The organism is Micromonospora sp. NPDC023814 (assembly GCF_040639595.1).
Taxonomy (GTDB): domain Bacteria; phylum Actinomycetota; class Actinomycetes; order Mycobacteriales; family Micromonosporaceae; genus Micromonospora.
Genome location: NZ_JBFAAF010000035.1, coordinates 1 through 11956, shown reverse-complemented (window position 1 = coordinate 11956; position 11956 = coordinate 1). Strand labels below are relative to the sequence as shown.

Annotated in this window: 9 protein-coding genes, 1 pseudogene and 1 riboswitch; of the genes and pseudogenes, 3 read left to right on the top strand and 7 right to left on the bottom strand. The window is 74.7% G+C overall.

Annotation, left to right across the window (positions count from 1 at the left end; translation table 11 throughout):
• Window positions 1–78 precede the first annotated feature (78 nt).
• Together AB0G14_RS19880 and AB0G14_RS19875 are read left to right on the top strand one after the other, a co-directional pair.
• Window positions 79–1545, top strand: a complete 1467-nt coding sequence (locus AB0G14_RS19880) for a S8 family serine peptidase (protein ID WP_357699361.1) — start codon at window positions 79–81, stop codon at window positions 1543–1545.
• Window positions 1546–1659: 114 nt separating this feature from the next.
• On the top strand, window positions 1660–2160 hold the full coding sequence (locus tag AB0G14_RS19875; RefSeq protein ID WP_357699359.1) for a hemerythrin domain-containing protein: 501 nt from the start codon (window positions 1660–1662) through the stop codon (window positions 2158–2160).
• A gap of 42 nt (window positions 2161–2202) precedes the next feature.
• On the opposite strand, the gene AB0G14_RS19870 is transcribed toward AB0G14_RS19875, so the two are convergent.
• Entirely contained in the window at window positions 2203–3054 is an 852-nt protein-coding gene (locus AB0G14_RS19870) for a metallophosphoesterase (protein ID WP_357699357.1), read from the bottom strand.
• A 129-nt stretch (window positions 3055–3183) separates the two neighbouring features.
• A riboswitch (ZMP/ZTP riboswitch) is annotated at window positions 3184–3273 on the top strand.
• 17 nt (window positions 3274–3290) lie between these two features.
• Here AB0G14_RS19870 and AB0G14_RS19865 point away from each other — a divergent pair.
• Complete coding sequence (locus tag AB0G14_RS19865; protein ID WP_350684684.1) at window positions 3291–4730, top strand: glycine hydroxymethyltransferase; 1440 nt, start codon at window positions 3291–3293, stop codon at window positions 4728–4730.
• Between the two features lie 113 nt (window positions 4731–4843).
• Here the strand turns inward: AB0G14_RS19865 and araB are convergent, their stop codons facing one another.
• The 6 genes and pseudogenes from araB to AB0G14_RS19835 all read right to left on the bottom strand — a co-directional run bounded on the left by araB (window position 4844) and on the right by AB0G14_RS19835 (window position 11842).
• Entirely contained in the window at window positions 4844–6514 is a 1671-nt protein-coding gene (gene araB, locus AB0G14_RS19860) for a ribulokinase (RefSeq protein WP_357699354.1), read from the bottom strand.
• A 182-nt stretch (window positions 6515–6696) separates the two neighbouring features.
• A complete protein-coding gene (locus AB0G14_RS19855; RefSeq protein WP_357699352.1) occupies window positions 6697–6957 on the bottom strand; it encodes a hypothetical protein in 261 nt (86 codons plus the stop codon).
• Window positions 6958–7132: 175 nt separating this feature from the next.
• The gene (locus AB0G14_RS19850) at window positions 7133–8476 is read right to left on the bottom strand and encodes a PLP-dependent aminotransferase family protein (protein ID WP_357699350.1); all 1344 of its coding nucleotides are present in this window, start codon (window positions 8474–8476) and stop codon (window positions 7133–7135) included.
• 3 nt (window positions 8477–8479) lie between these two features.
• On the bottom strand, window positions 8480–9607 hold the full coding sequence (locus AB0G14_RS19845; RefSeq protein WP_357699348.1) for an alpha-hydroxy acid oxidase: 1128 nt from the start codon (window positions 9605–9607) through the stop codon (window positions 8480–8482).
• A gap of 97 nt (window positions 9608–9704) precedes the next feature.
• Window positions 9705–10625: pseudogene (locus tag AB0G14_RS19840) on the bottom strand (alpha/beta hydrolase); the annotation flags it as partial.
• A complete protein-coding gene (locus AB0G14_RS19835) occupies window positions 10622–11842 on the bottom strand; it encodes a cytochrome P450 (RefSeq protein ID WP_357699346.1) in 1221 nt (406 codons plus the stop codon). The gene AB0G14_RS19835 and the pseudogene AB0G14_RS19840, both read right to left, overlap by 4 nt.
• Window positions 11843–11956 lie beyond the last annotated feature (114 nt).

Genomic DNA, 11956 nt, shown 5'->3' with positions numbered 1-11956 from the left:
GGGCACCCCCGCCCGCCTCCCGCCGTCCGCTCCCCGCCAGGGGGCGTGCCCGGCTGGAAACATCCCCTGGGAGTCTGTGTGAAGAACCTCCGTCGCAAGACACTGGCTGCCGCGTCCGCCGTGACACTCGGTGTCGGCCTCGCCGTCACCGGCGGGCTCGCCCCGGCGGCGTCGGCCGCCGGCCCGGACACCACGTTCCTGGTCCTCGCCCCGCAGGGCGCGAAGACCGACAAGGCGGCCGCCCGCGTGGCCGCCGCCAAGGGCACCGTGGTGGCCAGCTACGACCAGATCGGCGTACTCGTCGTCCGGTCGACCAACCCCGACTTCGTCACGGACGTGGCGGGGGCGGGCGTCGAGTCGGCCGCACCCACCGCCGGCCTGGGCACCGCCCTCGAGGAGGGCGAAACCCTGGAGGTCTCCGCGGCCGTGGCGGCGAACGCGACCGCCGACCCGACCAAGGAACCCATGTTCGGTCAGCAGTGGGACATGCCGATGATCGACGTCCCGCAGGCCCACGCCGTCAACGCCGGCAGCGCCAGCGTGGTGGTAGGCGTGCTGGACAGCGGCATCTCCTCCAGCCACCCCGATCTGGCCAGCCAGATCGCGAAGGACAAGAGCGCGTCCTGCGTCGGCGGTGTCGCGGACACCACCGAGTCCGCCTGGAACCCGACCACCTCCGACCACGGCACGCACGTGGCCGGCACCATCGCCGCCGCCGTCAACGGCGTCGGCGTGACCGGTGTGGCGCCGGGTGTCAAGGTGGCCGCCGTCAAGGTCGTCAACGACGAACAGTTCATCTACCCCGAGGCCGCGCTCTGCGGCTTCATGTGGGCGGCCGACCACGGCATTCGGGTCACCAACAACAGCTACTTCATCGACCCGTGGGAGCTGAACTGCCGCAACGACGCGCGTCAGCGCCCGGTGTGGCAGGCCGTCCAGCGGGCCATCCGCTACTCGCAGAGCAAGGGCGTGCTGAACATCGCGTCCGCGGGCAACTCGAACTGGGACCTCGCCCACAAGATCACCGACACCGGCAGCCCGAACAACGGGACGCCCGAGGACCGCGAGGACCTCACCAACTCCTGCCTCGTCCTGCCGGGCGAGGCGCCGGGTGTGGTGACGGTGTCGGCGGTCGCCCCGACCGGCAAGAAGAGCTACTACTCCTCGTACGGCCTGGGCGTCGTGGACGTCACCGCACCGGGCGGCGACACCCGGTTCCGCACCAACGGCGCCAGCTCGACCCCGACCGACGGCATTCTGTCGACCACCTTCAACACGGCGACGAAGACCAACGGCTGGGGTTACAAGCAGGGCACGTCGATGTCGAGCCCGCACGCGGCCGGCGTCGCGGCGCTGGCCCTGTCGGCCCACCCCGACCTGACGCCGGGCCAGCTGGCGTCCTTCCTGGAGCGGACCGCCGAGTCGGTCCCCTGTGAGGAGGGCGTCTGGGAGCCGCGGCCGGGCTACCCGGCCACCTGCACCGGGGGCGAGCGCAACTCGTTCTACGGCGCCGGCATGGTCAACGCGTACAACGTGGTGAAGTAGCAGCACGGCACGACCCGTGGTGGGGCCCGGCGGTGATCCGCCGGGCCCCACCCGTTTTTCCTGGTCACGGCCGGGGTACGGGAGGAGGCGTCCGACGAGCCGAGGAGGTCAACGGTGTCCACCGATGCCATCGTCCTGTTGAAAGAGGACCACAAGGAGATGCGCCGTCTGTTCAAGGCGTTCCAGGATGCCGAGGAGGGACCGGCGGCGCAGCGGCAGAAGCTGGTGAGCCAGATCCTGGAGGCCCTCACGGTGCACACCTACCTGGAGAACGAGGTGATGTACCCGGAGGTCCGCAAGCTCCTGCCCGACCTGGAGGACGACATCCTCGAGTCGTACGAGGAGCACCACGTCGCCGACGTGCTCTGCGCCGAACTGTTCGCCATGGACGCCGACGACGAGCGCTTCAACGCCAAGACCACGGTGCTGATCGAGAGCGTCCTGCACCACGTCGAGGAGGAGGAGCAGGAGTGGTTCCCGAAGGTGCGCGAGGCGCTCGGCCGTAAGCAGCTCCAGGAGATCGGCGAGCGGATGATCGAGCTGCGCGCGGACGCGCCACGCAAGCCGACCGACCCGAAGGCGATCAAGAAGTCGCTCGACGCCGTCACGGCCTGAGCCGACCACCTCCGACGGGCCCCGGTGCGCCGGGGCCCGTCGTCACGCCGGGGACGCGGGCAGGATCCGCCGCAGCGCCGGCGGTACGGCCCGGGACCGCCACTCCCTCGGGTAGCCCACCGACACCTCCTCGAACCGCACCCCGTCGTGCCAGGTGGTGCGCGGGATGTGCAGGTGGCCGTAGACCACCGCGGCGGCGTCGAAGCGCAGGTGCCAGTCGGCCGTGGCCTCGGTGCCGCACCACTGGGCGAAGATCGGATAACGCAGGATCCGGGTCGGCTCGCGCAGCAGCGGCCAGTGGTTGACCAGCACGGTCGGCAGCCCCGGCTCCCGCGCGGCGAGCCGGCGGGCGGTCTCGGCGACCCGGGCGGCGGACCACGCCGACCGGCTCGGGTACGGGTCGGGGTGCAGCAGGAACTCGTCGGTGCAGACGATCCCCGTCCGGTACGCCTCGGCCAGCGCCGCCTCCGGAGTGTCGAACCCCTCCGGGCGCCAGCTGTGGTCGTAGAGCAGGAACAGCGGCGCCACCAGCACCGGCCCGCCCGACCCCCGCCACACCGGGTACGGATCCTCGGGGGTCAGCACGCCGAGGCGCCGGCACAGGTCGACGAGGTGCTGGTAGCGTGCGACCCCGCGCAGCGCCACCGGGTCGGCCGGCGGGGTCCACAGCTCGTGGTTGCCCGGCGCCCAGACCACCCGCGCGAAGCGGTCACCGAGCAGCCCGAGGGCCCACTCGACGTCGGCCACGGTGTCGCCGACGTCCCCGGCGACGATCAGCCAGTCGTCCGGCGACCCCGGGCGCAGCCCCTCCACCACCGCCCGGTTGCCCTGGTGCCCCACGTGCAGGTCGCTGATGGCGAGCAGGCTGCCGCCCCCGCCGTCCTCCCCTGCCATGACCGCGATCCTATGCGCCGCCGGGGACGACCGCGAACCGCGCGGGGCGCGCGCCGATCGATGTACCGCACCACGGGTGCGGCGGTCCCCAGGTGGGCCGGGGCGCGCCCGGCCGACCCGGTAGGATCGGCGGTGGGCCGTGACTGGCGCGTGGGGATGGAGAACCATCGGGAAGCGGTCCCGTCATGAGGACGCATGCCGAGCGCCTGGGCCTTCCGCACGTCACTGGAGGTCGCATGTCGTCGCCGAACGCCGAATCCACCGCCTTCCGCAGCGCCCTCGAGGTGATCCGCGCCGTCGAGCCGCGGGTGGCCGACGCCATCGGCGCCGAGCTCGCCGACCAGCGCGAGTCGCTCAAGCTCATCGCCAGCGAGAACTACGCCTCCCCGGCCACCCTGCTGGCCATGGGCAACTGGTTCAGCGACAAGTACGCCGAGGGCACCGTCGGCCGCCGCTTCTACGCCGGCTGCCAGAACGTGGACACCGTCGAGGCGCTCGCCGCCGAGCACGCCCGGGAGCTGTTCGGCGCCGCCCACGCGTACGTGCAGCCGCACTCCGGCATCGACGCCAACCTGGTCGCGTTCTGGGCAATCCTGGCCGACCGGGTGGAGTCCCCGGCGCTGAAGAAGGCCCAGGTGCGGCAGGTCAACGACCTCACCGAGGCCGACTGGTTCGCGCTGCGCCGGGAGCTGGGCAACCAGCGGATGCTCGGCATGTCCCTGGACGCGGGCGGCCACCTCACCCACGGTTTCCGCCCGAACATCTCCGGCAAGATGTTCGACCAGCGCAGCTACGGCACCGACCCGGCCACCGGGCTGGTCGACTACGACAGGGTCGCCGAGGCGGCCCGCGAGTTCAAGCCGCTGATCCTGGTCGCCGGCTACTCGGCGTACCCCCGGAAGGTCAACTTCCGGATCATGCGGGAGATCGCCGACTCGGTCGGCGCCACCTTCATGGTCGACATGGCGCACTTCGCCGGCCTGGTCGCCGGCAAGGTCTTCACCGGCGACTTCGACCCGGTGCCGCACGCGCACATCGTCACCACCACCACGCACAAGTCGCTGCGCGGCCCGCGCGGCGGCATGGTGCTCTGCCAGCCCGAGCTGGCCGACCAGGTCGACCGGGGCTGCCCGATGGTGCTCGGCGGCCCGCTGCCGCACGTGATGGCCGCCAAGGCCGTCGCCCTGGCCGAGGCCCGCCGTCCCGACTTCGCCGACTACGCCCAGCGGATCGTCGCCAACGCCCAGGCCCTCGCCGAGGGGCTGCTGCGCCGGGGCGGCAAGCTGGTCACCGGCGGCACCGACAACCACCTGGTGCTCATCGACGTCACCGGCTACGGGCTGACCGGCCGGCAGGCCGAGCAGGCCCTGCTCGACTCGGGCATCGTCACCAACCGCAACTCCGTCCCGCAGGACCCGAACGGCGCCTGGTACACCTCCGGCATCCGCATCGGCACCCCGGCGCTGACCACCCGGGGGCTGGGCCCGGCGCAGATGGACGAGACGGCCGAGCTGATCCACACCGTGCTCAGCCAGACCCGGCCGGGCGCGAACCCGGACGGCACCCCGTCGAAGGCCAAGTACGTCCTCGACCCGGCCGTCGCCGACCGGGTCGGCAAGCAGGCCAGCGACCTGCTCACGGGCTTCCCGCTCTACCCGGCCGTCGACCTCGGCTGACCCGGGCACCCGCCCCGACGCCCCCGCCCGGCCCCGCCGCGCGGGGGCGTCCCCGTCCCGCCCTCGTCCCCGTCCCGCCCTCGTCCCCGTCCGGCCGCGCGGGGGTGGGAGCGTCAGGGGCGGTGGGTGCGGTGGCGGCGGGCGCGGAGGCGGTGCAGGACGTCGGTGCCGCCCCGGCCGAAGTGGTCGTGCAGCGCGCGGTAGTCCGCGTACAGCTCGTCGTAGGCGGCCGCCCGGGCCGGGTCGGGGTGCCAGGTCTCGCGGCGGGCGGCGCCCATCGCCGCCGAGGCGGCCGGCACGTCCGGGTACGCCCCGGCGGCGACCGCCGCGTGGATCGCCGCGCCCAGCGCCGCCGGGTGCGCGGAGTCGACCACGTGCAGCGGCCGGCCGATGACGTCGGCGTAGATCCGCAGCAGCAGCCGGTTGCGGGTCAGCCCGCCGGCCACGGTCAGCTCGTCGACGGCCACCCCGGCGGCGGTGAACGCGTCGACCACCGTCCGGGCGCCGAACGCGGTGGCCTCCAGCAGCGCCCGCCAGATCTCCTCCGGCCGGGTGGCCAGGGTCAGCCCCACCAGCACCCCGCTCAGCTCGTGGTCCATGAGCACCGACCGGTTGCCGCTGTGCCAGTCCAGCGCCAGCAGCCCGTGCCCGCCCACCGGCTGCTCGGCGGCGAGGGCGTCCAGCAGCTCGTACGGGCTCAGCCCGCGGCGGCGCGCCTCGTCGGCGTAGTCGGCCGGCAGGCCGGTGCGGACGTACCAGGCGAAGATGTCCCCGACGCCACTCTGCCCCGCCTCGTAGCCCCAGGAACCGGTGGTGACGCCGCCGTCGACCACGCCGCAGACCCCGGGCACCTCGTGGTACGCCGCCGCGTTCATGATCAGGCAGGTGGAGGTGCCGAGGACGGCGAGCATCCGGCCCGGCTCGACCGCGCGGGCAGCCGCGGCGGTGACGTGCGCGTCGATGGACCCGACCGCGACGGCGGTGCCCACCGGCAGCCCGGTCCACCGGGCCGCCTCGGCGGTCAGCCCGCCCGCCCGGGCGCCCAGCGGCGCGAGCGGGCCGTCGATCCGGGGCAGCAGCCCGTCGAGGCGGGGGTGCACGGCGCGCAGGAACTCCGCCGACGGGTACCGCCCGTCCTGCCGCAGCCCCTTGAAGCCGGCGGCGGAGACGTTGCGGGTCTCCCGCCCGCAGAGCTGCCAGACCAGCCAGTCCGCCGTCTCGATGAAGCGCTCCGCGCGGTCGAAGACCGCCGGGTCCTCCTCCAGCACCTCCAGCGCCTTGGCGAGCTGCCACTCGGCGGAGACCCGCCCGCCGTAGCGGGGCAGCCAGGTCTCGCCGCGCGCGGCGGCGACGTCGTTGATCCGGGCGGCCTGCCGCTGGGCCGCGTGGTGCCGCCACAGCTTCGGGTACGCGTGCGGCCGACCGGCCAGCTCGGGCAGCTCGCAGAGCGGGGTGCCGTCGGCGCGGGTGGGCAGCATCGTGCAGGAGGTGGCGTCGACGCCGATGCCGCCAACGTCCTCGGGGCGTACGCCGGCGGCCCGCAGCGCGGCGGGCACCGCGACCCGGAGCACCTCGCGGTGGTCGTCCGCGTGCTGCAACGCCCAGTCCGGCGGCAGCGGCGTCCCGTCGGGCAGCCGCTCCGTGATCACTCCGTGCCGGTACGCGTGCACGGCCTCGCCGCGCACGACGCCGTCGGCGACGTCCACCACGACTGCCCGGCCGGAGAGGGTGCCGAAGTCGACCCCGACGACGTGCCGGGGCGCCCCGGCTGCCGGCTGCGTCACCGCTCCTCCTCCGGCCGCGCCGCTCCGGCGCCCGGGCGGGGCGGCCGGTCGGCGGCGGCGGGAGGCAACGCTACCGCAGCCATTGATCCCCATTCGTGGATCCACGTCGTCTCGCACCCCGCCACCCGGTCGTCACCCCACGGATGAGGACCGCTGGGATTGACCGTCCGTTCCCCGCCGGGTCAGGCGATGGGCCGTTTCAGGTGGTAGCGGTGCACCTCGGTGCTGCCCTGGATGTTGTTCACGTCCTCGGCGGCGGAGACCAGCTCCCAGCCTTCCCGGCCGGCCCGGTTGAGGTGCGCGATCGCGGTGTCGCCGTACGCGGTGATGTCCCGGCGCGTCCCGTCCGGGCCGTACCAGATGAAGCTGACATGGAAGTTGCGGCCCTGCCCCTGATAGCGGCGGACCAGCAACGCGTACTCCCAAGCGATCATGACGTCCATTATGGGTGTCCACGAAGGACGGCGAAACACGGGCAGTCGCGCTTTGCCATGCGGTGAACGCGGTGTGTCAGCGCCGAGACGGCGCGCCGCCACCGCCGACTGTGGACACCCTCCCCCACGGGCGCCCACCGGTCCGTGGTCGCGATCCGGTTGATCCCGCGCGGCTCCGGCGAGATCACCGGGCCGGTTGCGGGGTGACGGCGAGCGCCCGCGACCGCGCGGCCGTCTCGTCGGCGACCAGCGCCGCCAGCCGGTCCAGACCCAGGTCGATCTGCTCCGGGGTGACCGCGCTGACCGACAGCCGCAGCGCGTCGACCGGGGCGCCGTCGTCGTAGAAGTGCGCCATCGGCGTCCAGAGCAGCCCGTACTCGCGGGCGGAGCGGTGCAGCAACGCGTCGTCGACCGCGAACGGCACCGTGACCACCACGAAGAACCCGCCGGCCGGCACGTTCCAGCGCACCGGCGACGCGCCCGGCGGGAAGCGCCGCGCCAGGCCGTCGACGAGGTGGCGCAGGTTCCGGCCGTACGCGGCCCGCTCCCGGGCGGTGGCGGCCACCAGGCTGCACCCGTGCTCCAGCAGCGCGCCGCCGACCACCGCCTGGGCGATCGCCGAGGTGTTCACCGTGACCATGCTCTTGATCTTGGCGAGCTGGTCGGCGAACAGGCCCACCGAGCCGTCGGAGCCGGCGACGCGCTGGTCGGCGACCACGTAGCCCACTCGCGCGCCGGGCAGCACCGTCTTGGCGAACGAACCCAGGTAGACCACCCGCCGCGCGGTGTCCAGCGCCTTGAGCGTCGGCAGCCGCCCCGCGTCCCCGGCCGGGAAGAGACCGTACGGGTTGTCCTCCAGCAGCAGCAGGTCCTCCTCGGCGGCGAGGTCGAGCAGCCGCCTCCGGTCGGCCAGCCCGATGCTCGTGCCCGACGGGTTGGCGAAGTCCGGCATCACGTAACAGGCGCGCGGGCGCCGCCCCGCCGCCCGGGCCCGGCGCACCTGCTCCCGCAGGTCGGCCAGGTCCACCCCGGCCGGGCCGCCGGCCACCGGCCGCACCGGCAGGTCCAGCAGCCGCGCGGCGCCGGTCAGCCCGACGTACGTCGGGGCGACGGCGAGCAGCACGTCGCGGGGGTCGGCCCGCAGCGCCCGCAGCACCAGGAACATCGCCTCCTGGCAGCCGACGGTCACCACGACCGCCTCCGGGTCGACCGTGATGTTCTCGTCGACGGCGAGGTTGCGGGCGACGAGGTGGTGCACGATGCCCTTGGTGCGGCCGTACTGGAACAGGGTCCGGTGCACCTGCGCGGGGCTCTGCCCGAGGTCGTCGGCCAGGTGCCGGCGGAACGTCTCCAGGTGCCGGTGCGGCGCGGCGACGTCGAAGAACTCCTCGTACGGCCGGCCGGCCGCCAGCGACACCGCGTCGGGATAGTGCTGGGCCACCTCGTTGAGGAAGTTCATCGAGTTCAGCGCCGGGTCGTCGACCGCCGGATGCAGGTCGCCGACGTGCAGGTCCACCGGTTCGGCCACCGCTCAGCCCTCCCTCAGCACGCGCAGCTCGCGGACGGCCGCCGGGTCGGCACAGCCGGCCAGCGCCAGCGCGTCGCGGAACTCCCCGGCCAGCAACTCCAGCGCCGTCTCCGCCCCCGCCCGGCCCCCGGCGGCGAGCGCCCACAGCAACGGCCGGCCGACCAGCACCCCCCGCGCGCCGAGGGCGAGCGCGCGCAGCACGTCCACGCCGCCGCGCACGCCGCTGTCCAGCAGCACCTCGCACCGGTCGGCCACCGCCGTCACCACCTCGGGCAGCACGGTGGCGGTGGCCGGTGCGCCGTCGAGCTGCCGGCCGCCGTGGTTGGAGACCACCACCGCGTCCGCCCCGGCGGCCGCCGCCAGCTCCGCGTCGCGCGGGTCCAGGATGCCCTTCACCACCAGCGGCAGGGCGGTACGGCCCCGCAGCCAGTCCAGGTCGGCCCAGCTCAGCGCGGGCGCGAAGACCTCGCCGGTGTGCGCCGCGACGGCCGAGACGCCCGGGGTGGCGGCGTGCGCGAGCGCGTCCCGCCCGGCCGGCAGGTTGGCGGCGACGACGTGCGGCGGGATGGCGAAGGAGTTGCGGACGTCGCGCAGCCGCCGGCCCAGGATCGGCACGTCCACGGTGACCATCAGCGCGCTGCACCCGGCCGCGTGCGCCCGGTCCAGCAGATCCGCGACGAGGGCCCGGTCCCGCAGCCAGTAGAGCTGGAACCAGACGGCCGCGCCGGTCGCCGCGATCTCCTCGATCGGCACGCTGCTCAGCGTGCTGGCCGCGTACGGCACACCGGCCGCGCCGGCCGCCGCCGCGAGCGCCGTCTCCCCGTCGGGGTGCACCAGCCGCTGGTACGCCATCGGCGCCACCGCCACCGGCAGGGCGCAGGGGGCGCCGAGCAGCCGCGCGTCGGTACGCGGGGCGGCCACGCCGCGCAGCACGCGGGGCAGCACGGCCACCCGGTCGAGGGCGCGCCGGTTGGCGGCGAGCGTGGTCTCCGTGCCGCTGCCGCCGTCGACGAAGTCCCACACCTCGGGCGGAAGCACCGCCCGGGCCCGCTCGGCGAAGTCGGTCAGGCCGGCGGGCGCGGGCGGCTCGCCGGGCGGCACGTCCTGCCGGGGCAGCATCGTCTCAGCCATCGCTCGCCCCCGTCCCCGCCGCCGGCCGGGTCGACGCCGGGCGGGAACCCGCAGCCGCCGCCACCGTTCCCGGGCCGGCATCGCCGGTCGGGAGGCCGAACCGCGCCCGCAGGAATTCGGCGGCCCGGTCCTGGGCGTGGCGGCCGTCGTCGAACGCCCCGGGCATGGCGAAGAAGCCGTGGATCATGCCGGCGTACCGGGCGAGGGTGGTGGGCACGCCCGCGTCGCGCAGCCGGTGGGCGTACCGCTCCCCCTCCTCGCACAGCGGGTCGTGCTCGGCGGTGATCACCAGCGCCGGCGGCAGGCCACTCAGGTCCTCGGCCAGCAGCGGCGAGGCCAGCGGGTGCCGCGCGTCGGCGGGGTCGGCGAAGTAGTGGCCGCGGTACCAGGCGACCGAGCGGCGGTTGAACAGCAGCGGGTCCTCGCCGTCGCCGCCGGGCTCCCCGGTCTGGTCGGTGTTCGGGTACACCAGCAACTGGGCGGCGAGCGTGGGCCCGCCGCCGTAGCGGGCCAGCAGGGTGACGGCCGCCGCGAGGTTGCCCCCGGCGCTGTCCCCACCGACCGCCAGCCGCTGCGGGTCGACGCCGAACTCCTCGGGATGCGTGGCGATCCACCGGGCCGCCGCGTGGCAGTCGTGCACGGCGGCCGGGAACGGGTGCTCCGGGGCCAGCCGGTAGCCGACGGTGACCACCTGGCAGGGCACCGCGTTGGCCAGCCGCCGGCAGATGCCGTCGGCGGTGTCGACGCTGCCCAGCGTCCAGCCGCCGCCGAAGAAGTAGACCAGGGTGGGCAGGGGGCCCTCCCCCGCCGGCCGGTGGATCCGCACCGGCAGGTCGCCGGCCGGGCCGGGCACGTGCGTGTCGCGTACCTCGTGCACCGGCTCGACCGCGCCGCCGCCGGCGCGGATCGCGGCGAGGTCGGCGGCGCGGGCCTCGGCGAGGGTCTGCGTGTACAGCGGCGGTGTGCCGGCCGCCTCGCGGGCGGCCCGGTACGCCGCCACCTGCGGGTGGGCGCTCACGCGGCCTCCCCTCCGGTGTGGACCAGCAGCTTGTCGATGCCGCGCAGGAACAGGCTGCCGCTGTACGTGGGCGGCTCGGCGACCGCGAGCCGGGGGAAGCGGGCCAGCAGCTTCGGCAGCGCGAGCCGCCCCTCCAGCCGGGACACCGCCGCGCCGAGGCAGAAGTGCAGGCCGACGCCGAAGGCGAGCGACGGCGGGCCGGGCCGACGCGGGTCGAAGCGGTCCGGCTCGGGGAACCGGGCCGGATCGCGGTTGGCGGCGGCGATGATCAGCAGGACGTTCTCGTCCCGCGCGACCGGCACCCCGCCCAGCTCGGTGTCCCGGGGCGCGGCCCGGGCCAGGAAGTGCACCGGGGCCTCCAGCCGCAGGATCTCGTCGACGGCGCCCCGGGCCAGCGCGTCGTCGCCGGGCAGCGCGGCGGCCACGTCGGGGTGCGCCAGCAGCAGCGGCAGGCCGTTGCTGAACATGTAGACGGTGGTGACGAAGGCGGCGTTGAACAGCACGATCAGGTTGCTGACCAGCTCGTCGGCGCTGAGCCCCACGTCGCCGGAGTCGGCCGCCTCCACCAGCCCGCTGATCAGGTCCTCGCCCGGCTGGCGGCGCCGGTGGGCGATCAGGTCGGCGTAGAAGTCGCGCAGCTCGGCGGCGGCGGTGTTGGCGGCGGCGAGCCGCTTCGGGGTCTTGCCCGCCACGTCCAGGAACTCGTCGATCCGCTCCACCCGCTGCCGGTAGAAGTCCAGCTCACCGGCGGGGATGCCGATGAACTCGGCCATCACCAGAGCCGGCATCGGGTACGCGAACTCCGCCACGAAGTCGAACCCGGTCTCCCCGGCGTCGGCCATCCGGTCCAGCAGTCCGTCCACGACCCGGTGCACGGCCGGTTCCAGCGCGCCCAGCCGGCGCGGCGTGAAGGTCTTCGCGAAGACCGCCCGCATCCGGGTGTGGTCGGGCGGGTTGACGAACATCATCGAGGTCTGGAGGGTGCGCAGCACCTCCTGCTCCTGCCAGCCCGGCGGCGGCTGCTTGTACCACTCCGGGTCGCGCAGCACCTGGCTGACCAGGTCGTAGCCGACGGCGACGGCGGCGACCGACCGGTGCTCGGCGCGCGCCGGCACCGGGCTGACCGGCCCCAGCTCGTGCAGCCCGGCGTAGCAGGGATACGGGTCCTGCCGGCCCTCGTCGCTGTAGAGACGGGTCAGCAGTTGCGTGACGTCCACGGTCGATCGGTCTCCCCCAGGAACGGTGGCGTCGAGCGGGGTGAGGTCGCGTGAGCACGCCGGCCCCCGCCGTACCCGCCCGGGGCACGGACACCGAAGGCGTCCAGGCCGCCG

Coding starts and splice junctions, on each gene's coding strand:
- AB0G14_RS19870 (WP_357699357.1), bottom strand. CDS start 3,054: ATGGCAGGGGAGGACGGCGGGGGCGGCAGCCTGCTCGCCATCAGCGAC.
- AB0G14_RS19865 (WP_350684684.1), top strand. CDS start 3,291: ATGTCGTCGCCGAACGCCGAATCCACCGCCTTCCGCAGCGCCCTCGAG.
- AB0G14_RS19855 (WP_357699352.1), bottom strand. CDS start 6,957: ATGGACGTCATGATCGCTTGGGAGTACGCGTTGCTGGTCCGCCGCTAT.
- AB0G14_RS19845 (WP_357699348.1), bottom strand. CDS start 9,607: ATGGCTGAGACGATGCTGCCCCGGCAGGACGTGCCGCCCGGCGAGCCG.